Source organism: Luteimonas cucumeris (assembly GCF_007830035.1).
In the GTDB taxonomy this organism is placed as follows: Bacteria; Pseudomonadota; Gammaproteobacteria; order Xanthomonadales; family Xanthomonadaceae; genus Luteimonas_C; species Luteimonas_C cucumeris.
Genome location: NZ_VLKN01000006.1, coordinates 191,498 through 215,154 on the forward strand (window position 1 = coordinate 191,498; position 23,657 = coordinate 215,154).

Genomic DNA, 23,657 nt, shown 5'->3' on the forward strand with positions numbered 1-23,657 from the left:
TGGCCGGCGAAGTATCAGCCGCTACATCCACTTACTTGGTCGCGGCGCCAATATGCTTGTCCAAGAAGGTCTTCATTCGTCGGTACATTTCCGCTTGATTCTCCGGCGCGTAGAAACCATGGCCTTCGCCTGCCACGACCATCGTCTCCATACCAGCGGCTTTGGAGAATGCTTTCTTCAACGCGTTGAACTGATCCATCGGTACGCGCCGATCGATGTTGCCTTGCGCCAGGAAAACCGGGACCTTGATCTTGTCCACGTTGCGCGCTGGTGAGTTCGCGTTCAATACCGATGTGTCCGAGCCGATCGCGCGTTCGAGGTAGCGCCGGCCCGTACGCGTGTCCGGGATATCGCCGGCCTTGTGCATGACATTGAGGTCGTACACGCCGACATACCCGATGGCACACTTGTACAGTTCCGGATAGCGGATGGGCTGCATCAGCGCCGCGTAGCCGCCGAAGCTCGAGCCGTATGTGCAAATGCGGGAAGGGTCGGCGAGTTTGTTTTCTATCGCCCAACGCACGCCATCGGCGATGTCGTCCTGAATCTTGCCGCCCCATTCGCGGTAACCAGACTCCAGGAACGCTTGCCCGCGCCCGCCAGATCCACGGTAGTTTACCTGCAGCACCGCATAGCCGTGGGTGGCCAGGTATTGCACATCAGGATCGTAGCCCCACTCGTCATAGGGTCCATGCGGCCCGCCATGAGGCATCACCACTAGCGGTTGCGCGTCGCCGCCGAGCGAAGTGTAGAAACCGAATAGGAGCTTGCCATCCCGGCTTTTGAACGAGATCGCCTTGGTGCGCGCCATTTGCGCGGGCTGAATCCACGGCTGGGATTCGGCCACTAACGTCATTTTGCGCTTGTCGCGATCGAAGATGTAATACGCCCCAGGATGTCGGTCGGAGCGCGCAACAAACAGCAGTTTGCTGTTGTCCCGGCTCGATTCGAGGAAGTACACCAGTTCACCCGGGAACTGGCCCATCAGATCCTGATGCAGGGACGCCCATTCCGGTGCGCCTTCGAGGTACTCGATCATCGGCTTCGCGGCGTCGTACACCGCAGCGAACGGTGGGCCGTTGCGTCCCGCGTAGAGCAGATAGGCGATCTCGACATCCTCGCGACCGGCGAGTTTCTGGCGGGCGCCCGCTGCCAGATCAAGCCGGTACAGCTGATCGGGGCCGCGAGCATCGGAAATCAATGCGTATACGGTATTGCCGTCGTCAGCGAATCTGGCGAACGCCAGCGAGTAACCAGCCAGGGTTTTGGGCAGTGGGGCCCAAGCGGCATCTCTGGTCTTGCGGTAACTCAAGACCGGCTCGTCGTTCTGATCTTTCGTGACCATGAAGCGCGCCTTGCCATCCTGGTCGAACATGAAACGCGCAGGCCGGCCCGCGCGCTCGACTTCCTGGCGTTCGCCGGTGACGGTGTCTACCTTGAAGATGACGGCGTCAGGCTCGTCACCACAGTTCCAGCACGTAAAGGACACCAAGATCTTGCCTGGTTCCTTGTCCAACACCTTGACTACGCTTGCATAGCCCTCATCTTTGCGGCGCCCACGGGTAGTGCCTACGTTGGGCACATACGCGAACAGCACTTCCTGCTTCTTGCCATCAATGCGTGCCGAGAACAATTCCCCAAGGCTGTATGGCTGTGCCTTGAGCGGTTCCATCTCGGCCCGGGCGACCGTGACGCGATCGTCTGCTGTCCAGATCACGTCGGTGATGTGATTTCGCTTGCCGAAACTGAGCACCTGGGTCTGGCCGCCGTCGATTTTGACGATATCCAGCTGCGTTTCGGTACCACCGGCGCGCGGCGTCGCTATGGCGACGTACTCGCCGGTGGGCGATAGCGAAACTTCAGTGACCTCCGAATGCTTGGCGAAGGTCTCCGCCGAAGGTGGTTCGGCTGCACGCGCCGGCGAAACGGCCACGAAAACGGCACTGCACGAAACCAATGCGAATTGCCGGAGCAGACTCGCGCATATCGTTCGGTACATGGATGCTTACCTGAAGACACCCTCCCCCGGGGCGCACGCAGACTAGCGCGCCCCGGATCAGACTTCCAGCGTCGCCAGGTCGCCCTTGGTTTCCAGCCACGTCCTGCGGTCACCCGCGCGCTTCTTGGCCAGCAGCATGTCCATCAGCGAGCGCGTTTCGGCATCGTCTTCGTTGGTCAGCTGCACCAGGCGGCGGGTGTCCGGGTGGATGGTCGATTCGCGCAGCTGCTGCGGGTTCATCTCGCCTAGGCCCTTGAAACGGGTGACGTTGACCGCGCCTTTGATCTTCTCGCGTTCGATGCGCTCCAGCAGCAGGCGCTTTTCCTCTTCGTCGAGCGCGTAGAACACCTGCTTGCCGACATCGACGCGGAACAGCGGCGGCATCGCCACGAACACATGGCCGGCAGCGACCAGTGCCGGGAAGTGCTTGAGGAACAGGGCGGTCAGCAGGGTGGCGATGTGGAGGCCGTCGGAGTCGGCATCGGCCAGGATCACCACCTTGCCGTAGCGCAGGCCGCTGATGTCGTCCTTGCCCGGATCGCAGCCGATCGCGACGGCCAGATCGTGCACTTCGGTCGACGCCAGCACGCCGCCGGAAGCGACTTCCCAGGTATTGAGGATCTTGCCGCGCAACGGCAGGATCGCCTGGAAGTCCTTGTCACGCGCCTGCTTGGCGCTGCCGCCAGCGGAGTCGCCTTCGACCAGGAACAGTTCGGTGCGCGACAGGTCCTGCGAGATGCAGTCAGCGAGCTTGCCGGGCAGCGCCGGTCCCTGCGTCACCTTCTTGCGCACGATCTGCTTTTCGGTCTTCAGCCGCGCGCTGGCGCGCTCGATCGCCAGCTGCGCGATCTTCTCGCCGAGTTCGGTGTGCTGGTTCAGCCACAACGAGAACGCATCGTGCGCGGCCGACTCGACGAAGCCGGCGGCCTGGCGCGACGACAGCCGCTCCTTGGTCTGCCCGCTGAACTGCGGGTCGGTCATCTTGATGCTGAGCACGAACGCGACCCGGTCCCACACGTCCTCCGGGGCCAGCTTGACGCCACGTGGCAGCAGATTGCGGAAGTCGCAGAACTCGCGCAGTGCATCGGTGAAACCGGTGCGCAGGCCGTTGACGTGGGTGCCGTGCTGCGCGGTCGGGATCAGGTTGACGTAGCTTTCCTGCACCAGGTCGCCTTCCGGCACCCAGGCCACGGCCCAGTCGACGACCTCGGTGTCCTTCTTCAGCGAGCCGACGAACAGTTCCGGCGGCAGCAGTTCGCGATCGACCAGTTCGCCCTTCAGGTAGTCCCGCAGTCCGTCCTCGTAATGCCACTGGTCGCGCTCGCCACTGGCGGCGTCATGCAGTGTCACGGTCAGGCCGGGGCAGAGCACGGCCTTGGCGCGCAGCAGGTGCCGCAGCGCACGCAGGTTGAACTTGGGCGTGTCGAAATATTTCGGATCGGGCCAGAAGCGCAGCCGCGTCCCGGTATTCTTCTTGCCGACGCTGCCGACGACTTCGAGTTGCGAGGCGCGGTCGCCATCCTTGAACGACATCCGGTATTCGTTGCCGTCGCGCTTGATGAACACGTCGACCTGCTTCGACAGCGCATTGACCACGCTGACGCCGACGCCATGCAGGCCGCCACTGAAGGTGTAGTTCTTGTTGCTGAACTTGCCGCCGGCATGCAGGCGGGTGAGGATCAGTTCGACGCCGGGAATCTTCTCCTCCGGGTGGATGTCCACCGGCATGCCGCGGCCGTCGTCGGACACCTCGCAGCTGCCATCGGCATGCAGCGTCACCTCGATCTCGCCGGCATGCCCGGCCAGGGCCTCATCGACCGCGTTGTCGACCACTTCCTGCGCCAGGTGGTTGGGGCGGGTGGTGTCGGTATACATGCCGGGACGGCGTTTGACCGGGTCCAGGCCGGAGAGGACTTCGATATCGGCGGCGTTGTAGCGGGTGCTCATCAGTCAGGCAGTGGAGGCGGTCTGCATAGTGTAGTCGTTGCCCATGCGCGCACTGCTGCTTCAACGGCGTGAAGTCCAGCCGCGTGCGTCGGCCGGAGACTTGCATGGCGGCACACCATTCAGTCCGCGGCCAACATGGCGGGCCTATCGTGTGCGATATCGTTTCAAGCCTGTCCCTTTGGAGGTCGCCATGAAAATCCTGAAACTGCTGGTCCCGGTCGGCATCGCCGCCGCGCTGGTCGCACCGGTCGTCCTGGCGCAGACGCAGGACGCCCGCCAGGCCGAGAAGAAGGCGCAGGAGGCCGCACAGCAGGCCGAGGCCGCGAAGAAGCAGGCCGCCGATGCCGAAAAGAAGGCCGAGCAGGCGCGCAGGAAGGCTGCCGCGGCGGCCGCCGAACCGGAGGAAGAAGAAGAGGAAGAAGAGCGCCGCAGAAAGCCGTAATGCGCCTGCCGCAATGTTTTCCAGCGCCCCGGCCGTCCGGGGCGTTTCTTTTTGTGGCGGCCGCGCACGAGCCGCGGGCCAAAATCCCGGCTTGCCTGTAGAATGGGGCTTTCCAGCTACCCGCTGATCTCATGACTCCCCCTGGTTCTATCACCCCGCTTGTCTTCGTCACCGGGGGCGTGGTGTCCTCCCTCGGCAAGGGCATCGCCGCAGCCTCGCTGGCTGCCATCCTCGAAGCGCGCGGCCTGCGCGTGACGATGATGAAGCTGGACCCCTACATCAACGTCGACCCGGGCACGATGAGCCCGTTCCAGCACGGCGAGGTCTACGTCACCGACGACGGTGCCGAGACCGACCTCGACCTGGGTCATTACGAGCGCTTCGTCAACACGCGGTTGACCGGCAAGAACTCGATCACCACCGGCAAGATCTACGAGAACGTGATCCGCAAGGAGCGCCGCGGAGACTACCTCGGTGCGACCGTCCAGGTGATCCCGCACATCACCGACGAGATCAAGCGCTGCATCGACGCGGCCACCTCCGGCTACGACGTGGCCCTGGTCGAGATCGGCGGCACCGTCGGCGACATCGAATCGCTGCCGTTCCTGGAGGCGATCCGCCAGATCCGCACCGAGCGCGGCGCCGAGAAGGCGTTGTTCATGCACCTCACCCTGGTGCCGTACATCGCCGCTGCCGGCGAACTGAAGACCAAACCGACCCAGCATTCGGTCAAGGAACTGCGTTCGATCGGCATCCAGCCGGACATCCTGGTCTGCCGCAGCGAACAGCCCCTGCCCGACAGCGAGCGCCGCAAGATCGCGCTGTTCACCAACGTGCCCGAGCACGCGGTGATTTCGGCCGTCGATCTGGACAACATCTACAAGATCCCAATGTGGCTGCATTCGCAGGGCCTGGACCAGATCGTGGTCGAACGCCTGCATCTGGGCGCCAAGACCGCCGAATCCGCCGACCTGTCGGAATGGCTGGCCGTGGTCGAGGCGGGCGAATATCCCATCGACGAAGTCACCATTGCCGTGGTCGGCAAGTACGTCGACCACAAGGATGCCTACAAGTCGGTGTCCGAAGCGCTCAAGCACGGCGGAATCCGCCAGCGCACCCGCGTCAATCTGCGCTGGCTGGAATCACAGGACATCGAACGCGACGGCGCCGACAAGGTGCTGGCCGGCGTCGACGGCATCCTGGTGCCCGGCGGCTTCGGCGACCGCGGCTTCGAGGGCAAGGTGCTGACCGCGCAGTACGCGCGCGAGCACGACATTCCCTATTTCGGCATCTGCTATGGCATGCAGGCCGCCGTGGTCGACGTGGCGCGCAACCTGGCTGGTCTGGAAGGCGCCAACAGCACCGAGAACGACAAGCTGTCGCCGCATCCGGTGATCGGCCTGATCACCGAGTGGCGCACGCAGACCGGCGAAGTCGAGCGTCGCAGCGAGGACAGCGATCTCGGCGGCACCATGCGCCTGGGCCTGCAGGAACAGCGCATGAAGCCGGGCAGCAAGTCGCGCGAGATCTACGGCAAGGACGTGGTCGGCGAGCGCCATCGCCACCGTTACGAGTTCAACAACCGCTATCGCAGCCAGCTCGAGGACGCCGGTCTGGTGATCAGCGCCAAATCGATGGACGACCTGCTCGTTGAAATGGTCGAACTGCCGAAGCATCCGTGGTTCATCGCCTGCCAGGCGCATCCCGAATTCCTGTCGACGCCGCGTGGCGGGCATCCGCTGTTCGTCGGCTTCATCCGCGCCGCGCGCGAGCACAAGGCGGGCGGACGGTTGCTCAAGGAGGCCACGGCATGACGGCTCCACAAAGCTGTCATCCCGAGCACAGCGAGGGACCTGCTTCACCGCTTCCATCAGGTACCTTCGAAAGCAGGTCCCTCACTTCGTTCGGGATGACACTGTGAAAGGACGTCAAGCATGAAGCTTTGCGGTTTCGACATCGGCCTCGACCAGCCGTTCTTCCTCATCGCCGGCCCCTGCGTGGTCGAATCCGAGCAGCTGCAGCTCGACGTCGCCGGCCAGCTGAAGGAAATCACCGGCGAACTCGGCATCCACTTCATCTTCAAGTCCAGTTTCGACAAGGCCAACCGCACGTCCGGCACCAGCTTCCGTGGACCGGGTATGGAGGAAGGCCTGCGCGTGCTGGGTGAAGTGAAGCGCCAGCTCGGCGTGCCGGTGCTGACCGATGTGCACGAATACACGCCGATGGACGAAGTGGCTTCGGTCGTCGACGTGCTGCAGACGCCCGCGTTCCTGGTCCGCCAGACCGACTTCATCACCAAGGTCTGCCAGGCCGGCAAGCCGGTCAACATCAAGAAGGGCCAGTTCCTGTCGCCGTGGGAAATGAAACCGGTGGTCGAGAAGGCCAAGGCGACCGGCAACCAGGACATCATGGTCTGCGAGCGCGGCGCCAGTTTCGGCTACAACAACCTGGTCAGCGACATGCGCTCGCTGGCGGTGATGCGCGACACCGGCTGCCCGGTGGTGTTCGACGCTACCCACTCCGTGCAATTGCCCGGCGGGCAGGGCGGCTCCAGCGGCGGCCAGCGCGAATTCGTGCCGGTGCTGTCGCGCGCGGCGATGGCGGTCGGCATTTCCGGCATCTTCATGGAGACGCACCCGGATCCGGCCAAGGCGCTCAGCGACGGGCCGAATGCCTGGCCGCTGCCGAAGATGCGCGCGCTGCTGGAATCGCTGCTGGAGATCGACCGTGTCACCAAGAAGAACGGCTTCATCGAGATGACGTAAGGCGAGCCCAGGTCCGCTGCACGTGATCGCGTGAAATCCAAATCTGGCGGGCCTGGGCCCGCCCTACGAACGCCCAAACAATCGACGACATGACCAAAATCGCCAAGATCCACGCCCGCGAAATCCTCGACAGCCGCGGCAATCCCACCCTCGAAGCCGAAGTCACGCTCGATGACGGCAGTTTCGGCCGCGCGATGGTGCCGTCCGGTGCCTCGACCGGTTCCAAGGAAGCCGTCGAATTGCGCGACGGCGACAAGACCCGCTACGGCGGCAAGGGCGTACTCAAGGCCGTCGCCAACGTCAACGGCGCCATCGCGCAGGCGCTGCATGGCTTCGATGCCAATGATCAGGAAGGGCTGGACCGCCGCCTGATCGATCTGGACGGCACCGAGAACAAGGGCCGGCTGGGTGCCAACGCGTTGCTCGGCGTGTCGCTGGCCAATGCGCATGCGGTGGCCGCGTCGAAGAAGATGCCGCTGTGGCAGCATCTCGCCAACGGCAACGACGTGACGCTGCCGGTGCCGATGATGAATATCATCAATGGCGGCGCGCATGCCGACAACAACGTCGACCTGCAGGAATTCATGGTGTTGCCGGTCGGTTTCGACACGTTCGCAGAATCGCTGCGCGCCGGCACCGAGATCTTCCACGCGCTGAAGTCCGTGCTGAAAGGCCGCGGCCTGAGCACGGCGGTCGGCGACGAGGGCGGCTTCGCACCGGACTTCCGCAGCAACGCCGAAGCGCTGGACACCATCCTCGAGGCGATCGGCAAGGCCGGCTACCACGCAGGCGAAGACGTGCTGCTGGGCCTGGACGTGGCCAGCACCGAGTTCTTCGAGAATGGCAAGTACCACCTCGTCGGCGAGGGCAAGCGCCTGACCAGCGAGCAGTTCGTCGACTTCCTCGCCGACTGGTGCAGCGAATATCCAATCGTCACCATCGAGGACGGCATGGCCGAGGACGACTGGCACGGCTGGAAGCTGCTCACCCAGCGTCTTGGCAACAAGGTGCAACTGGTCGGTGACGACCTGTTCGTGACCAACCCGAAGATCTTCAAGGACGGCATCGAGCAGGGCGTGGCCAATGCGATCCTGATCAAGGTCAACCAGATCGGCACGCTGACCGAAACGCTGGAGGCGATCGCGATGGCGCATCACGCCGACTACGCGGCGGTCGTGTCGCATCGTTCCGGCGAGACCGAGGACACCACCATCGCCGACATCGCCGTGGCGACGACTGCGACCCAGATCAAGACCGGGTCGTTGAGCCGCAGCGATCGCATCGCCAAGTACAACCAGTTGCTGCGCATCGAGGAGCAACTGGGCGCTGCTGCGCGTTATGCCGGGCGCAACGCGTTCGTGTCGCTGAAGCGCTGAACCGGCGATGCGCGTGCTGCGTGTCGTCCTGCTGTTGCTGGTCGTGCTGCTGGCGTGGCTGCAATACCGCCTGTGGTGGGGTGCCGGCGGGCAGGGCGAGGTGCAGGCGCTACAGTCGCGCGTGCAGAAGCAGGTCCGCGACAACGGCGGTCTGCAGCAACGCAACGACGCGCTGGCCGCGGAAGTGAAGGACCTCAAGAATGAGGGCGGTGGCGAGGCCGTGGAAGAGCGCGCGCGCAGCGAGCTGGGCATGATCAAGCCCGGCGAGACCTTCTATCGCGTCGTCGAACGCGCCGACACCGCTCCGCAGCAGGACGAAAAAATCGCGGAGCCGCGGCGATGACCCCGGATCAGGTCCGCGGCAGGCTCTGGGCGGTAGTGCCCGCGGCTGGTCGCGGGACGCGTTTTGGCGGCGAGGTGCCCAAGCAGTATCTGGCGGTCGGCGGCGAACCACTGATCGCGCACACGCTCACGGCCTTGTGCGCGCATCCCAAGGTCGACGGCGTCGTCGTGGTGCTGGCCGAGGCTGATGCGCACTGGCCGGGCTGGCAGGCGATTGCCGGCAAACCGGTGGTGACCTGCGTCGGCGGCAGCGAGCGTGCTGATTCGGTGCTCGCCGGGCTGGCCGCATTGCCGGACAGTGTCCGCGCCGACGATTTCGTGCTGGTCCATGACGCGGCGCGGCCGAACCTGCACCCTGCAGATATTGACCGCCTGCTCGAGTACGGACGCAACGATCCGGTCGGCGCAATCCTGGCCGCACCGCTGCGCGACACGCTCAAGCGCGCCGGCGACGACGGTGGCATCGATGGCACGGAGCCGCGCGAACGCCTGTGGCGTGCATTCACGCCGCAACTGTTCCGCCGCCTGCAGCTCAGTCGCGCACTCGAAGCCGCACGCGACGCCGGTGTCGCCGTCACCGACGAGGCGATGGCGATGGAGCGGCAGGGATTGCGGCCGTTGCTGATCGAAGGGCGCGAGGACAACCTGAAGGTGACGACTGCGGCGGATCTGGCCCTGCTTGAATTCCTGCTGGGTAGCCGTTGATTTTGAGAAACATACGTCCCTTACGTTCTGGCATCCGATGAATTCCTCAAATCCAGCAATCCCGGACATCCGCATCGGCCAGGGCTTCGATGTCCATGCCTTCGGCGAAGGCGATCACCTGGTGATCGGTGGCGTGCGCGTTCCCCATGAGCGCGGCATCGTCGCGCACAGCGATGGCGACGTGGTGCTGCACGCACTCTGCGATGCGATGCTGGGCGCGTTGGCGCTGGGCGACATCGGCCAGCACTTTCCGCCATCGGATCCGCAATGGAAAGGGGCCGACAGCCGCGCCTTTGTGCGGCATTGCAACCAGTTGCTGGCCGAGCAGGGCTGGCGAGTCGGCAACGTCGACGCCACCGTGGTCTGCGAGCGGCCGAAGATCGGCCCGCACGCGCCGGCGATGCGCGACAACATCGCCAGCGATCTCGGCATCGCGCCGGATGCGGTCAGCATCAAGGCCACCACCAGCGAAAAGCTGGGCTTCACCGGACGTGGCGAAGGTATCGCTGCGCAGGCGGTGTGCCTGCTGGTCCGCGCGTGAGCGACGAATTGCCGCGCGCCCACGGTGCGCCCGTGCTGACAGCGCGTTTCCGGGCATCGCCGGAGGACTTCCGGGTCGACGAGATCGATGCATTCGAAGCGACGGGCAGCGGCGAACACCTGCTGCTGACGCTCGAAAAGCGCGCCATGAACACCGCTTTCGCGGCGAAACGCATCGCGCAATGGGCTGGCGTGCCGGAGCTGGCGATCGGCTATGCCGGGCTGAAGGACCGCCACGCCGTCACCCGGCAGCGTTTCAGCGTGCATCTGCCCAAGCGCGTCGCGCCAGATCTGGCAGCGCTGCAGTCTGAAGACCTGCACGTACTGGAATCGCAATGGCATGCCAAGAAGTTGCCGCGCGGCGCCTTGGCGGGCAACCGGTTCGTGCTGGTGTTGCGCGACGTGCAGGGCCAGCGCGATGCGATCGAACGACGCGTGCAGGAGATTGCCGCGCGTGGCGTGCCGAATTATTTCGGCGAACAGCGCTTCGGTCGCGGCGGTGACAACGTCGCCAACGCGCTGGCCATGTTCGCCGGCCGACGCATGCGCCGGGAGCAGCGCACGATGCTGCTGTCGGCGGCGCGATCGGAACTGTTCAACCGCGTGCTCGGCGTGCGCGTGGCCGCGGACAACTGGGATCGGGGTCTCGAAGGCGAGGTGTGGATGCTCGACGGCAGCCGCAGCGTGTTCGGACCGGAGCCGTGGAGCGATGCGCTGGCCGCGCGGCTGGCCGCCTTCGACATCCATCCCAGCGGCCCGCTCTGGGGTGCGGGTGAACTGCGCACGGCGTCGACCGCGCGCCACGTCGAGGAGTCGGCGCTGATCGACGATCCGGCCCCGGCCCTGCGCGCGGGCCTCGAAGCCACCGGCCTGAAGCAGGAGCGGCGCGCGCTGCGGCTGAAACCGCAGCAGCTCCAGCACCGCTGGTTGCAGGACGAGGTGCTGGAACTGCAATTCGCGCTGCCGGCCGGGGCCTACGCGACGGTGGTGCTGCGCGAACTGGGCGATATCGGCAATGCCAGCGCGGCACAGTTGCCGGCATCTGCTGGCGAACGGGGCGAGGCGGCGTCGGACTAACGCTTGGCCAGCAACACCAGCACCGCACCAGTCCCGCCCTGCGCGGGTGGCGCGGAGTGGAAGGCCAGCACGTCGGCGCGATGGCGCAGCACGCGGTCGACCAGGTTCTTCAGCACCGGAATCGCGCTGTCCGAATTCAGGCCCTTGCCATGTATGACGCGTACGCAGCCGAAACCGGCTGAGCGCGCGTGCTGCAGGAAGGCGCGCAGCAGGGCTTCGGCGCCATGCGCATCGCTGTGGTGCAGGTCGATCTCGTCCTGCGCCGCATACAGGCCGCGACGCAGGCGTTGCAACACGCGCGGCGGCACTTCGTCGCGGCGATAGGAGAGGGCATCGCCGGCCTCCAGATCGTCCTGCGCCATCGCGCGTCGGAATTCGCTGAGCGCGTTGGATTCATCGCGCTCGGCCATTGCCGCACGGGCGCGGGGCTTCGGCTTTGCCGGAGGCGCCGTCGCCGCCGGCAGTTCCCGCACCGGGCCGACGGCCTGGCGGAACAGTTCGGCGTCTTCGTTGTGGTCGGATTTGCGTGCCATTGCAGGAAATGTAGCGCCGGATCGCACGGAAACAAGCGGCACGGATGTCTGCGGCCGATTCCCGCAATCTCCATTGGGTATCATGGGTGCCGATGAGAGGAGTTCCATGCGCGTTCTTGTAAGCAACGACGACGGCGTCGACGCCCCCGGCATACGCATCCTGGCCGAAGGCCTGCGCGATGCCGGCCACGAAGTGAAGATCGTCGCACCCGACCGCGATCGTTCCGGCGCCAGCAACTCGCTGACGCTGGACATGCCGGTGCGCGTGGTGCGGCTGGACGAGCACACCTGGCGCGTTGCCGGCACGCCGACAGACTGCGTGCACCTGGCGCTGACCGGCATGTTCGGCGACGATGCCGAGCCGGACATCGTGGTGTCCGGCATCAACAACGCGGCCAACCTGGGCGATGACGTGATCTATTCGGGCACGGTATCGGCGGCGATGGAGGGACGTTTCCTGGGTTTGCCGGCCGTGGCGGTGTCGCTGGTCACGTCCGACCACAGGCCGGAACATTTCGCGACCGCCGCGCGCGCCGCGATGGAGATCGTCGAGCGACTCAGCGCCGACCCATTGCCGGCGGACACCATCCTCAACGTCAACGTGCCGGATCGCGCCTGGGAGGACATCGCAGGCTTCGAGGTTACCCGGCTCGGCAACCGTCATCGTTCCGAAGCCTGTGTGCCCGCGCAGGATCCGCGCGGGCGCAGCCTGTACTGGATCGGCCCCGCCGGTCCCGAACAGGACGCCGGGCCGGGCACCGATTTCGACGCCGTGCGCCGCGGGCACATCTCGATCACGCCGATCCACGTCGACCTGACCCGCTTCCAGGCATTGGAGCAGGTCGCCAGCTGGGTCAGCGGCCTCGCCGGCGAACTGAAGCAGGGAAACCCGGCATGACCGCGCGCCTGCGCCTGCAGCCCGAGGCGATCGGCATGGGCATGACCTCGCAGCGCGTACGCGATCGCCTGATCGAGCGCCTGCGCGGCAACGGCATCCGTGACGAGCGCGTGCTGAACGCGATCCGCACCGTGCCGCGCCACCTGTATGTCGACGAGGCCCTGGCGACGCGCGCCTACGAGGACACCGCGCTGCCGATCGGCCACGGCCAGACCATCTCGCAGCCGTGGGTGGTGGCGAAGATGACCGAGGCGCTGCTCGAGGGCACGATGCCGAAGAAGGTGCTGGAAATCGGCACCGGCTCCGGCTATCAGGCCACGATCCTGGCAGTGCTGGGCATGGAGGTCTACACCGTAGAACGCATAGGCGAACTGCTGCGCGTCGCGCGCAAGCGCTTCCGCAGCCTAGGCCTGAACGTGCGCAGCAAGCACGACGACGGCCGCATCGGCTGGCCGGAGGAAGGCCCGTTCGACGCGATCATGGTCACCGCCGGCGCACCGGCGCTGGTCGATGCATTGAAGGAACAGCTCGCGCCGGGCGGCACGCTGGTGGCGCCGGTCGGAGCGGCGGCGTCGCAGTCGCTGCTGCGGCTGCGCAAAAGCGAGGACGGCGGCATCGAACAAACCGACCTGGCGCCCGTGGTTTTCGTTCCGCTGCTGTCGGGCCTGGTCGATTGAGCGGCGCACAAGACTACTTGCGCAAGGAAGCGGCAGCATGAAGCTGTTCAGGCCGTTGTACGAGCGCGCGTTGATCTGGGCCCGGCATCGCCATGCGCCGCGGCTGCTGGCCGCGTTGAGTTTCGTCGAGGCGATCATTTTCCCGGTGCCGCCGGAAGTGATGCTGGCGCCGATGTGCCTGTCGCAGCCGAAACGCGGGTTCTGGTTCGCCACCTTGAGCCTCGTCGGCTCGTTGGCCGGCGCGTTGATCGGTTATGCGCTGGGCCACTACGCTTACGAACTGGTGAAGCCGCTGCTGGAAACGCTGGGCTGGATCGACAAGATCGATGCGCAGGTGACCTACCTGCGCGAGGTATCGGTGCAGTCGCCGTGGAAGGCGTTCTGGATACTGGTGCTGGCCGGATTCGCGCCGATCCCGCTGAAATTCTTCACCTGGGCCGCCGGCATCGTCGGCGTGCCGCTGCTGCCGTTCATGGCCAGCATGCTGGTCGGCCGCGGCAAGCGCGTGTACCTGGTGGCAGGTGCGATCAGGCTCGGCGGCGAGCGCGCGGAGAAGGCGCTGCATCGCTACATCGAGCCGGTCGGGTGGGTGGCCCTGGGCCTGTTGATCCTGGGCGCGGGCTACCTGTTGTTCAGGGCTAACGCAGGATGAGGATGACGATGCGCGCTTTGGTCTGTGCCGCCATGCTGGTGTTGCTCGCTGCCTGTGGGCGCAGTCATGTGGTCCGCGAAGGCGGCACATCGCAACGGCCCGCGTCCACGCCCAAATACGGTTCGACGGTGGTCGTGCAACGCGGGCAGACGCTGTACCGCATCGCCACCAGCAATGGCATCAGCCCGCTCGACCTGGCGATGTGGAACGGCATCGCCCCGCCTTACACGATCTATCCGGGCCAGCGACTGCGGCTGTACCCGGGCAGTGGCCGCAGCGCGTCGTCGGGCACGACCAGGCCGGCGACGCGACCCACCACGACTTCTCATCCGCCAGCGGAACCCGTTGCGCCGGTCGCGAGTCCGGTGCCCTGGCGCTGGCCGACCGACGGCACGCTGATCGGCCGCTACGTCAACGGCAATCCCACAAAGCAGGGCATCGACATCGCCGGGTCCGGCGGCCAGCCGGTCCGTGCCGCGGGCGATGGCGTAGTGGTGTATTCGGGTTCCGGCCTTGTCGGCTACGGCGAACTGATCATCGTCAAGCACAACGAGCAGTGGCTGTCGGCCTATGGCCACAACCGCTCGCGCCTGGTGAACGAAGGCCAGATCGTCAAGGCTGGCCAGCAGATCGCCGAGATGGGCCGCAGCGGCGCCGCGCGCGACATGCTGCACTTCGAGATTCGCTACAACGGCAAGCCGGTGGATCCGCTCGCGTATCTGCCGAAGCGATAGTCGTGTCGTAGGTAACGCATCCCTGTCAACGGAGCGCATAAGATGAAACGCAGCGTGTTCGCCGTCCTGTCTTCTGCACTCTGCCTGGTTGCGCTGCAGGCGGCCGCGTCCGAATCGATCCCCCTCGCCGACGCACGCGAAGTCTTCGCACAGGCGCGGTCGATCTGCGAACAGGATGCCGGCAAGCTCTGGGGCGTGTCGCTATGCGGCCCGATCATGCTGGTCGATCCGAAAAGCCGGCAGCTGATCGCCAACCAGGCTGATGCGAACGGCGCGCTGAAGGCGCGCGACGGCGTCTTCGTCGGTCTATTGCCGGCCGAACAGAACGTCGCCAACACCGCAGTGGAATGGTCTGGTACGCGCTGGACGCAGATGCTCTGGCCATTGCATGCGGAGCCGGAAACGCGCGGCACGCTGATCGCACACGAACTGTTCCATCGCATCCAGCCGCAGCTGAAGTTGCCGAAACTGGAGTCGGGCGAAAACGCGCATCTGGACACCCTCGACGGGCGCTATTGGCTGCAGCTGGAATGGCGTGCATTGGCGCGCGCGCTGCAGGCCGGCGACGACGCGGCGCGCAGGCAGGCGGCAGCCGATGCCCTGCTGTTCCGCGCCGAACGCTATCGGTTGTTTACGGACGCCGCAGCGCAGGAGCAGGAACTGGAGCAGAACGAGGGTTTGGCCGAATACACCGGCGTGATGGCCGGCAATGCCACGGAGCAGGCGCGCGTGCAGGCGGCGCTGCACGATCTCTCCGCACACGTCGGCAGCCCCAGTTTCGTACGCTCCTTCGCTTATGCGACCGGACCGGCCTACGGCCTGCTGCTCGATCGCTATGCTGCCGGCTGGCGGCAGCAACTGGCAGGCGGCCTGCGTTTCGACGCTACGCTGCGGCAAGCGCTCGCGAGCGAGACGCCGGCCGACGTGCAAGGACTAGCCGATCAGCGCGCGCTGCGCTACGACGGCGCGGCGCTGCGCGTTTCCGAAACCCAGCGCGATATCCAGCGCCAGCAGGTCCTGGCCGCCAACCGCAGGAAGTTCGTCGATGGCCCGGTGCTGCTGCTTCCGTTCCAGCACATGAAAGTACAGTTCAACCCGAGCAACCTGCAGCCACTCGGCGAGCACGGCACGGTCTATCCGACGATGCGCATCAGCGATGACTGGGGCGTACTCGAAGCCAGCGACGGCGCGTTGATGAGGTCTGACTGGAGTGCGGTCACGGTGGTCGCGCCTGAGGCGTCGGCCGGCAGCGATCTCAAGGGCGAGGGCTGGACGTTGCAGCTCAAGCCGGGCTGGCGCCTGGTTCCCGGATCGCGCAAGGGCGACCTGGTGCTCGAACAACCGGCGCAGTAACCGGTTCCGGCTCAGCTGATCACGAAGCCGGCGACCACGCGGCGGCCTTCCGCGGCGAGCACGTTGAAGGTGCGCGCCGCGGCGCTGTTGGTCATCGCTTCCAGACCAATGCCGCGGCCCAGGCAGGCGGCCATCGTTTCCATCGGCGGGAACGCCTGCACGGCGCCGGTGCCGAGGATGATCACCTCCGGCCGCAGGGCGAGCAGCGCTTCCAGGTCGGCCGGCGTCAGGGCATCCACTTCGCGTACCGGCCAGTCCTCGACCAGCTTGTCCGGCGCGACGATGAAACTGCGGTCGAGCCTGCGATCGTTGACCAGCGCGGAATCGCCGTTGGCGCCGCGCAGGGAGAATTCGTAGTCGGGGCGTTCGAAATTCAGTTGCATGGGGCAGGATGGGGCTGGGATCTGGGAGCTCGGGCTGGTTCCGATCGCGGGACGGGAGTTGCGGCGCTTCAGGTGATCATCATCAGGCTAGTCCCTAGTCTCTAGTCCCCAGATCCCAGCCCCGGTTGTCATGCCCGCGGCAACACGATCTGGCGATGGTCCTTCGACGGCCGGTACAGCACGGCCACGTGTCCGATGCGCTGCACCAGCGCCGCGCCGGCACGTTGCGCCAGGTCGCCGATCATCGCGTCGCGCGCGTCGCGATCGTCGCTGGCCACCTTCACCTTGATCAGCTCGTGGTGCTCCAGTGCGGTATCGACTTCGGCCACCACCGCATCGGTCAGGCCCTTGCCGCCGACCTGCAGCATGGCCTTGAGCCCATGCGCCTGGCCACGCAGGAATCGGTTCTGGGCGGCGGTGAGCGTGGTCGTCATGCGTGCGGAAGCAAGGTTCAGGCGGGCGCACAGGGTATCATGGAGCCCCTAACTCGTTGATTTGCCATGGCCGCCCGCAGCAAGAGCAGCACACGCTGGCTCCGCGAACATTTCTCCGATCCCTACGTCAAGAAGGCGCAGGCGGAAGGGCTGCGTTCGCGCGCCGCCTACAAGCTGGAGGAACTGGTCGAACGCGACCAGCTGCTCAAGCCCGGAATGGTGGTGGTGGACCTCGGCGCCGCGCCCGGCGGCTGGTCGCAATGGGTGCGCCAGGCGCTGGGCGAACACGGACGCGTGGTGGCGCTGGACATCCTCGAGATGCCGCCACTGGCCGGCGTCGAATTCCTTCATGGCGATTTCAGGGAGGATGCGGTCTTATCGGCCTTGGAGACGACGTTGCAGGGCAAGCCGGTCGACCTTGTCCTGTCCGATATGGCCCCCAATAAGAGTGGTGTCGATTCGGTCGACCTGCCGCGGGCGATGTACCTGTCGGAGCTGGCGATGGATTTCGCCGACCGGCAATTGCGGCCGGGCGGCACCTTCCTGATCAAGCTGTTCCAGGGCGTGGGGTTCGATGAATACGTGCGGCAACTGCGGCGACGTTATGCCAAAGTGTCCATCCGCAAACCGGCGGCGTCGCGCAAGCGTTCGCCGGAAGTCTATGCCCTGGCGCAGGGCAAGCACGCGCAACTGAAGTAGGGCCGCGAGGCGCCGGAGAACGGGATGAACGATCTAGTGAAGAATCTGCTGCTTTGGGTGGTCGTCGCCATCGTCCTGATGGTGGTGTTCCAGAGCTTCAGCCCGAAGGCGACCGGTGCTGGCGGCGAGGTCGTGTACTCGCAGTTCGTCTCGGACGTGCAGAACGACCGCATCAAGCAGGTCGACATTTCCAGCGACGAACGCACCATCAAGTTCGTGCGCAAGGACGGCACCGGCGGCATCACCAACGCGCCGCGACGCGACGAGCACCTGGTCGACGACCTGATCAACCACAACGTGGAGATCAAGCAGGCGCCGCCGGACAGCGGCGTGTCGCTGTGGTCGATCCTGATCAACTTCCTGCCGATCCTGCTGATCATCGGTTTCTGGGTGTTCGTGATGCGGCAGATGCAGCAGGGCGGCAGCAAGGGCGCGATGTCCTTCGGCCGATCCCGCGCCAAGCTACAGGGCGAGGACCAGGTCAAGGTGACCTTCGCCGACGTCGCCGGCTGCGACGAGGCCAAGGAGGAAGTCGCCGAACTGGTCGAGTTCCTGCGCGATCCCTCCAAGTTCCAGAAGCTCGGCGGACGCATCCCGCGCGGCGTGCTGATGGTCGGCTCGCCCGGTACCGGCAAGACGCTGCTGGCCAAGGCCATCGCCGGCGAGGCCAAGGTGCCGTTCTTCTCGATCTCCGGTTCCGACTTCGTCGAGATGTTCGTCGGCGTCGGCGCCAGCCGCGTGCGCGACATGTTCGAACAGGCCAAGAAGCACGCGCCGTGCATCATCTTCATCGACGAGATCGACGCGGTCGGCCGCCATCGCGGTGCCGGCCTCGGCGGCGGCCACGACGAGCGCGAGCAGACCCTCAACCAACTGCTGGTCGAGATGGACGGTTTCGAGGGTGGCGAAGGCGTGATCGTGATCGCCGCGACCAACCGCCCCGACGTGCTCGATCCGGCGCTGCTGCGCCCGGGCCGTTTCGACCGCCAGGTCGTGGTCGGCCTGCCGGACGTCAAGGGTCGCGAGCAGATCCTCAAGGTGCACATGCGCAAGGTGCCGTTGGCCGACGATGTCGAGGCGATGACCATCGCCCGCGGCACGCCCGGTTTCAGTGGTGCCGACCTCGCCAACCTGGTCAACGAGGCCGCACTGTTCGCGGCGCGCGAGAACGGCAAGGACGTGCGTATGGAACACTTCGACAAGGCGCGCGACAAGATCCTGATGGGTGCCGAGCGCCGTTCGATGGCGATGAGCGAGCAGGAAAAGACGCTTACCGCCTACCACGAGGCGGGCCACGCCATCGTCGGTCGCATCGTTCCGGAGCACGATCCGGTCTACAAGGTCACCATCATTCCGCGCGGTCGCGCGCTGGGCGTGACCATGTACCTGCCGGAGGGCGACAAGTACTCGATGAACCGGGTCGCGATCGAGTCGCAGCTGTGCTCGCTGTACGGCGGCCGCGTCGCCGAGGAACTGATCTTCGGCAACGACAAGGTCACCACCGGCGCGTCCAACGACATCGAGCGCGCGACCAAGATGGCGCGCAACATGGTCACCAAGTGGGGCCTGTCCGACGAGCTGGGTCCGATCGCCTACGGCGAAGAGGACGACGAAGTGTTCCTCGGCCGTTCGGTCACCCAGCACAAGAGCGTGTCCGACGATACCGCGCGCAAGATCGACGAAGTGGTGCGCAGCATCCTCGACAAGGCTTACCTGCGCACCAAGTCCATCCTCACCGACAACCTCGACAAGCTGCACGTGATGGCCAAGCTGCTGCTCGAATACGAGACCATCGACGTGCCGCAGATCGACGCGATCATGGAAGGCCGCGATCCGCCGCCGCCGATGGGCTGGAACAAGAGCAATGGCAAGGACAAGGACGACGTGCGTCCGCTGCCGCCGATCGGCGGGCCCGCCGCGCAGACCTGAGCGCGGCTTGCCAGCAAAGTCCGAAGAGGCCAGAGTCCGCTCTGGCCTTTTCTTTGGATGACGCCATGAACGAACCGGGCAATCCGAAACGGAAGACGAGCCTGGGCATGGGTATCGCCGTCGGCGTAGCCATCGGTGCAGGCATGGGCGTGGCGATGGGCAACATCGCGATGGGCATCGGCGTAGGCATCGCCATCGGCATCGCCTTTGGCCTGGCATTCGACAACGGGCGCGGCAAGGACAAGTGACGTCCAGGCTGCCGCCGGCGCCTTGATTCGGCTGTCTTTCCTGCCTGCTCGAGTTTCCTTGTCGCCTGAAGGTTCCTTGTCATCCCTCGCTGCGCCCGGGATGACGGAGAATAGGGATTCGTTGGTTTTCCCGCGGGCTTCCCGATGTTCGATATCACCCCTCAACTGGATTGCGCCGGCCGTGTGTTGAAGCTGGACCGGGCGCGGGTGCTCGGTATCGTCAATGTCACTCCCGATTCGTTCTCCGATGGCGGCGAGCACGCCACGGTCGAGGCGGCGGTCATGCACGGCCTGCGGCTGGCGGGCGAGGGTGCGGATGCGCTCGATGTCGGCGGCGAATCGACGCGACCCGGTGCGCAGGAAGTTTCCATCGACGAGGAAATCGCCCGCGTGATCCCGGTGATCGAGCGGCTGGCAAGGGAAACTTCGCTGCCGGTGAGCATCGACACCTCCAAGCCGGAAGTGATGCGCGCCGCGGTCGCCGCCGGCGCCGGCATGATCAACGACGTTTTTGCGCTGCGTCGCGAAGGCGCGCTCGAGGCCGCCTCCGAACTCGGCGTGCCGGTGGTGCTGATGCACATGCAGGGCGAGCCGCGCTCGATGCAGGACGCGCCGCAGTACGACGACGTGGTCGGCGACGTGCATCGCTTCCTGGCCGAGCGCATCTTCGCCGCGGAGATGGCAGGCATCGCGAAGAAGAACATCGTCGTCGATCCGGGTTTCGGCTTCGGCAAGAACCGCGGGCACAACCTGCAGCTGCTGGCGCAGCTGGAGCGCTTCCTCGAACTGGGCGTGCCGGTACTGGCGGGACTGTCGCGCAAGCGCACGATCGGCGAGTTGACCGGGCGCGACGATCCGCACGACCGTGTCTACGGCTCGGTCGCCGCGGCGCTGATCGCCGCACAGCGCGGTGCGCGGCTGCTGCGCGTGCACGACGTGGCCGCGACGGTGGATGCGTTGAAGGTGTGGGGTGCTGTCGCGGCCGTGCCGATGCCGCGTGCTGGTTCATCCTCGGCAACCATCCGTTGGCCGGACGATGACTGATCTCCCACCCCGTCATCCCAGCTTGCGCTGGGATGACGCGCACAGAGAGCTGCAGCAACTACCCTTTCAAACGATGCACGCCGACACCCGCCCCATTGCCATCGCCCTCATGGGCCCGACCGCCTCGGGCAAGACCGCGCTTGCACTGGAGTGGGCGCAGCGCCACGACGGCGAGATCGTCAGCGTCGACTCCGCACTGGTCTATCGCGGTCTCGATATCGGCGCCGCCAAGCCCGACTCCAATGAGCTTGCTCGCGTACCGCATCACCTGATCGATCTGCGCGAGCCGTGGCAGCCGTATTCCGCCGCCGAGTTCGCCACCGATGCGCGTGCCGCCGTCGCCGGCATCGTCGCGCGCGGCAAGCTGCCGATCCTCACCGGTGGCACCGGCCTGTATTTCCAGGCCCTGCTGCAGGGACTGTCGCCGATGCCGGAAGCCGATCCCGCGATCCGCGCCGGCATCGAGGCCGAGGCGACCGAGCACGGTTGGCCGGCCCTGCACGCGCAGGTGGCGACGATTGATCCGAAAGCCGCCGCGCGCATCCATGCCACCGACCCGCAACGCATCCAGCGTGCGCTCGAGGTGTACCGGATCAGCGGCAGGCCGATCAGCGAATGGCAGCGTGGCGGCAATGCCGGCGATGCCCTGCCGCTGCGCGTGCTGAAGCTCGCCATCGCGCCGCGCGACCGCGCCGTGCTGCACCAGCGCGTCGAGCGTCGTTTCGACGCCATGCTGGGCGCCGGCTTCCTCGACGAAGTGCGCCGGCTGCGCGCCATTCCCGAACTGCGCGATCACCCACGTCCGCTGGACCTGCCGGCGCTGCGCGCGGTCGGTTATCGACAGGCCTGGGAGCATCTCGATGGCGCGACCGATGCCGCCGCGTTCCGCGACCAGGCGATCTTCGCCACCCGCCAGCTGGCCAAGCGCCAGCTGACCTGGCTGCGCGGCCAGCCCGACCTGCGCTGGTTCGATCCGGCACTGGAGCCGGCCCGGCTGGCCGACGCCCTGGCCCTTTTCCTGCGGCAGCCGGGTCGATGATTGGCTGATTGCGACCGGATTGGCTGTCTGGGGCGGCCGTCTGCGCTAACATCGGGCCATCGCCGCCGCGGGGGTGCGGGTCGGGCGACGCGGTTCCCCATGGGAGCCGGATCGATAAAACAAAAATCAAGTTGGGGATACGACCATGTCCAAGGGACAGTCTTTGCAGGATCCTTTCCTGAATGCGTTGCGCCGCGAGCGCGTGCCGGTGTCGATCTATCTGGTCAACGGCATCAAGTTGCAGGGCACCATCGAATCGTTCGACCAGTTCGTCGTGCTGCTGCGCAATACCGTCAGCCAGATGGTCTACAAGCACGCCATTTCCACGGTGGTGCCGGCGCGCAACGTGCGCGTGGGCCCGGGCGGCGGCTACGTGCAGTCGTCGGGCGAAGGCGGCGAAGACGATTCCGGCAGCGACGAGACCGAATAGCCCGGCTATTCACCCGTCGGATGCGACAATGTCGGCGATGACCACTCCCGACACGAAACATCCGGATCGCCTGCATGTTCGACCGTAGCCGCAAGGGCGAGCACGCATTGCTGATCCAGCCCCATGCCGGCGGCCCGCCGGCGGACGGGGCGCTGGAGGAATTCACCGACCTGGCGCGTTCGGCCGGCGCCAGCATCGCGACCGTGCTCACCGCGCGCATCGAGAAGCCCAATCCCGCCACGCTGATCGGCAGCGGCAAGCTGGAAGAGGTCAAGGCCGCGGCCGATGCCACCGGCGCTGACCTGGTCCTGGTCAACCATGCGTTGACGCCGGTGCAGGAGCGCAACCTCGAGAAGGCGCTGCAGCGACGCGTCGTCGATCGCACCGGCCTGATCCTGGACATCTTCGCCCAGCGTGCGCGCAGCCACGAAGGCAAGCTGCAGGTCGAACTGGCCCAGCTCAAGCACATGGCCACGCGCCTGGTGCGCGGCTGGACCCATCTGGAACGCCAGCGCAGTGCGATCGGCATGCGCGGTCCCGGCGAAACCCAGCTGGAAACCGACCGCCGCCTGCTGCAGAAACGCGTCGACCAGTTGCAGAAGCGGCTGGACAAGGTCGAGGTGCAGCACACGCAGATGCGTCGCGCCCGCGTGCGCAGCGAACTGCCGCGCGTGGCGCTGGTCGGCTACACCAACGCCGGCAAGTCGACGCTGTTCAACGCGCTGACCGGTGCCGACGCGTACGCCGCCGACCAGCTGTTCGCCACGCTCGACCCGACCGTGCGGCGCCTGGCGCTACCCGGCGGCGCGCTGGTGCTGGCCGACACCGTCGGCTTCGTCCGCGACCTGCCGCACGAACTGGTCGCCGCCTTCCGCTCGACCCTGTCCGAAGCCCGCGAGGCCGACCTGCTGCTGCACGTGATCGACGCCGCCGACCCGCTGCGCAACGAGCGCGTCGCCCAGGTCGACGCCGTGCTCAACGAGATCGGCGCCGGCGATCTGCCGCAACTGCTCATCTACAACAAGATCGATCGCGTCGAAGGCGCCGAGCCGCGCTACGAACGTCCCAACGAGGGACGGGCGCGGGTCTGGCTGTCGGCGCGCGACGGCGTCGGCCTGGACCTGCTGCGGCAGGCGCTGGCCGACGCGCTGGACCTGCGCCGGATCGTCGGCGACGTGCTGCTGCCCAACCGCGCCGCACGCCTGCGTTCGCGCCTGCACGACCTCGATGCCGTCCGTGCCGAAAGTCACGACGAACACGGCTGGCACCTCAGCGTGGACCTGGCCGCCACCGACGCGGCGCGCCTGGCCGCCGCCGAAGACGGTGAAGCGCTGCGGCAGCTCTTGCCCGACAGCACGGCCAGCCCCACCTAGTAGAATCACCCGACGCACGATCGGTTCACCAGATCAGC

At 66.1% G+C, this 23,657-nt stretch carries 25 protein-coding genes; 20 read left to right on the forward strand and 5 right to left on the reverse strand.

Going from position 1 to position 23,657, the window contains the following annotated elements:
- Nucleotides 1-31: 31 nt before the first annotated feature.
- Complete coding sequence (locus IP90_RS13425; RefSeq protein WP_144900159.1) at nucleotides 32-1,999, reverse strand: S9 family peptidase; 1,968 nt, start codon at nucleotides 1,997-1,999, stop codon at nucleotides 32-34.
- 57 nt (nucleotides 2,000-2,056) lie between these two features.
- Nucleotides 2,057-3,946 (reverse strand): DNA topoisomerase IV subunit B, encoded by a 1,890-nt coding sequence (gene parE, locus IP90_RS13430; protein WP_144900160.1) that lies wholly within the window; start codon nucleotides 3,944-3,946, stop codon nucleotides 2,057-2,059.
- Nucleotides 3,947-4,136: 190 nt separating this feature from the next.
- Here parE and IP90_RS13435 point away from each other — a divergent pair, with 190 nt between their 5' ends.
- The 8 genes from IP90_RS13435 (at nucleotide 4,137) to truD (ending at nucleotide 11,193) form a co-directional block, all read left to right on the forward strand.
- Nucleotides 4,137-4,388 carry a hypothetical protein gene (locus tag IP90_RS13435; protein WP_199753483.1) on the forward strand — a complete coding sequence of 84 codons (252 nt, stop codon included), beginning with the start codon at nucleotides 4,137-4,139 and terminating at the stop codon, nucleotides 4,386-4,388.
- Between the two features lie 149 nt (nucleotides 4,389-4,537).
- The gene (gene pyrG / locus IP90_RS13440) at nucleotides 4,538-6,202 is read left to right on the forward strand and encodes a CTP synthase (RefSeq protein ID WP_144900240.1); all 1,665 of its coding nucleotides are present in this window, start codon (nucleotides 4,538-4,540) and stop codon (nucleotides 6,200-6,202) included.
- A gap of 120 nt (nucleotides 6,203-6,322) precedes the next feature.
- Nucleotides 6,323-7,153, forward strand: coding sequence for a 3-deoxy-8-phosphooctulonate synthase (gene kdsA / locus IP90_RS13445; RefSeq protein WP_144900161.1), 831 nt, complete (start codon nucleotides 6,323-6,325; stop codon nucleotides 7,151-7,153).
- 89 nt (nucleotides 7,154-7,242) lie between these two features.
- Nucleotides 7,243-8,529 (forward strand): phosphopyruvate hydratase, encoded by a 1,287-nt coding sequence (eno, locus tag IP90_RS13450; RefSeq protein WP_144900162.1) that lies wholly within the window; start codon nucleotides 7,243-7,245, stop codon nucleotides 8,527-8,529.
- Between the two features lie 7 nt (nucleotides 8,530-8,536).
- Nucleotides 8,537-8,872: a cell division protein FtsB gene (gene ftsB / locus IP90_RS13455; RefSeq protein WP_144900163.1), complete on the forward strand. Its 336-nt coding sequence runs from the start codon at nucleotides 8,537-8,539 to the stop codon at nucleotides 8,870-8,872.
- Nucleotides 8,869-9,576, forward strand: coding sequence for a 2-C-methyl-D-erythritol 4-phosphate cytidylyltransferase (gene ispD / locus IP90_RS13460; protein ID WP_144900164.1), 708 nt, complete (start codon nucleotides 8,869-8,871; stop codon nucleotides 9,574-9,576). Before ftsB ends, ispD begins: the two co-directional genes overlap by 4 nt.
- Before the next feature lie 37 nt (nucleotides 9,577-9,613).
- Nucleotides 9,614-10,117, forward strand: coding sequence for a 2-C-methyl-D-erythritol 2,4-cyclodiphosphate synthase (ispF, locus tag IP90_RS13465; RefSeq protein ID WP_144900165.1), 504 nt, complete (start codon nucleotides 9,614-9,616; stop codon nucleotides 10,115-10,117).
- On the forward strand, nucleotides 10,114-11,193 hold the full coding sequence (truD, locus tag IP90_RS13470) for a tRNA pseudouridine(13) synthase TruD (RefSeq protein WP_144900166.1): 1,080 nt from the start codon (nucleotides 10,114-10,116) through the stop codon (nucleotides 11,191-11,193). Before ispF ends, truD begins: the two co-directional genes overlap by 4 nt.
- Here the strand turns inward: truD and IP90_RS13475 are convergent.
- The gene (locus tag IP90_RS13475; RefSeq protein ID WP_144900167.1) at nucleotides 11,190-11,726 is read right to left on the reverse strand and encodes a Smr/MutS family protein; all 537 of its coding nucleotides are present in this window, start codon (nucleotides 11,724-11,726) and stop codon (nucleotides 11,190-11,192) included. The two genes, truD and IP90_RS13475, sit on opposite strands and share 4 nt — an antisense overlap.
- 106 nt (nucleotides 11,727-11,832) lie before the next feature.
- Between IP90_RS13475 and surE the strand changes: the two genes are divergently transcribed.
- The 5 genes from surE to IP90_RS13500 are packed head-to-tail and all read left to right on the forward strand — an operon-like array spanning nucleotide 11,833 to nucleotide 16,040.
- Entirely contained in the window at nucleotides 11,833-12,624 is a 792-nt protein-coding gene (gene surE / locus IP90_RS13480) for a 5'/3'-nucleotidase SurE (protein WP_144900168.1), read from the forward strand.
- Nucleotides 12,621-13,301 (forward strand): protein-L-isoaspartate(D-aspartate) O-methyltransferase, encoded by a 681-nt coding sequence (locus tag IP90_RS13485; RefSeq protein WP_144900169.1) that lies wholly within the window; start codon nucleotides 12,621-12,623, stop codon nucleotides 13,299-13,301. The genes surE and IP90_RS13485 overlap by 4 nt, the downstream gene beginning before the upstream one ends.
- Nucleotides 13,302-13,338: 37 nt before the next feature.
- Nucleotides 13,339-13,953: a YqaA family protein gene (locus IP90_RS13490; RefSeq protein ID WP_144900170.1), complete on the forward strand. Its 615-nt coding sequence runs from the start codon at nucleotides 13,339-13,341 to the stop codon at nucleotides 13,951-13,953.
- 8 nt (nucleotides 13,954-13,961) lie between these two features.
- Nucleotides 13,962-14,687 carry a peptidoglycan DD-metalloendopeptidase family protein gene (locus IP90_RS13495; RefSeq protein ID WP_242007597.1) on the forward strand — a complete coding sequence of 242 codons (726 nt, stop codon included), beginning with the start codon at nucleotides 13,962-13,964 and terminating at the stop codon, nucleotides 14,685-14,687.
- Between the two features lie 42 nt (nucleotides 14,688-14,729).
- Complete coding sequence (locus tag IP90_RS13500) at nucleotides 14,730-16,040, forward strand: hypothetical protein (RefSeq protein WP_242007598.1); 1,311 nt, start codon at nucleotides 14,730-14,732, stop codon at nucleotides 16,038-16,040.
- Nucleotides 16,041-16,051: 11 nt separating this feature from the next.
- Here the strand turns inward: IP90_RS13500 and IP90_RS13505 are convergent, their stop codons facing one another.
- Nucleotides 16,052-16,423: an Mth938-like domain-containing protein gene (locus tag IP90_RS13505; protein WP_144900172.1), complete on the reverse strand. Its 372-nt coding sequence runs from the start codon at nucleotides 16,421-16,423 to the stop codon at nucleotides 16,052-16,054.
- Between the two features lie 128 nt (nucleotides 16,424-16,551).
- Entirely contained in the window at nucleotides 16,552-16,857 is a 306-nt protein-coding gene (yhbY, locus tag IP90_RS13510) for a ribosome assembly RNA-binding protein YhbY (protein WP_144900173.1), read from the reverse strand.
- Nucleotides 16,858-16,923: 66 nt separating this feature from the next.
- Here yhbY and rlmE point away from each other — a divergent pair, with 66 nt between their 5' ends.
- From rlmE to hflX, 7 genes are all read left to right on the forward strand, one after another.
- Complete coding sequence (gene rlmE, locus IP90_RS13515; protein WP_144900174.1) at nucleotides 16,924-17,556, forward strand: 23S rRNA (uridine(2552)-2'-O)-methyltransferase RlmE; 633 nt, start codon at nucleotides 16,924-16,926, stop codon at nucleotides 17,554-17,556.
- A gap of 24 nt (nucleotides 17,557-17,580) precedes the next feature.
- On the forward strand, nucleotides 17,581-19,485 hold the full coding sequence (gene ftsH / locus IP90_RS13520; RefSeq protein ID WP_144900175.1) for an ATP-dependent zinc metalloprotease FtsH: 1,905 nt from the start codon (nucleotides 17,581-17,583) through the stop codon (nucleotides 19,483-19,485).
- A gap of 65 nt (nucleotides 19,486-19,550) precedes the next feature.
- Nucleotides 19,551-19,733, forward strand: coding sequence for a glycine zipper domain-containing protein (locus IP90_RS13525; RefSeq protein ID WP_144900176.1), 183 nt, complete (start codon nucleotides 19,551-19,553; stop codon nucleotides 19,731-19,733).
- Nucleotides 19,734-19,877: 144 nt separating this feature from the next.
- The gene (gene folP, locus IP90_RS13530) at nucleotides 19,878-20,777 is read left to right on the forward strand and encodes a dihydropteroate synthase (protein ID WP_144900177.1); all 900 of its coding nucleotides are present in this window, start codon (nucleotides 19,878-19,880) and stop codon (nucleotides 20,775-20,777) included.
- A gap of 73 nt (nucleotides 20,778-20,850) precedes the next feature.
- Nucleotides 20,851-21,816 (forward strand): tRNA (adenosine(37)-N6)-dimethylallyltransferase MiaA, encoded by a 966-nt coding sequence (miaA, locus tag IP90_RS13535; RefSeq protein WP_144900178.1) that lies wholly within the window; start codon nucleotides 20,851-20,853, stop codon nucleotides 21,814-21,816.
- Nucleotides 21,817-21,961: 145 nt separating this feature from the next.
- The gene (gene hfq, locus IP90_RS13540) at nucleotides 21,962-22,246 is read left to right on the forward strand and encodes an RNA chaperone Hfq (protein WP_144900179.1); all 285 of its coding nucleotides are present in this window, start codon (nucleotides 21,962-21,964) and stop codon (nucleotides 22,244-22,246) included.
- 74 nt (nucleotides 22,247-22,320) lie between these two features.
- Nucleotides 22,321-23,619, forward strand: a complete 1,299-nt coding sequence (gene hflX, locus IP90_RS13545) for a ribosome rescue GTPase HflX (protein WP_144900180.1) — start codon at nucleotides 22,321-22,323, stop codon at nucleotides 23,617-23,619.
- Nucleotides 23,620-23,657 lie beyond the last annotated feature (38 nt).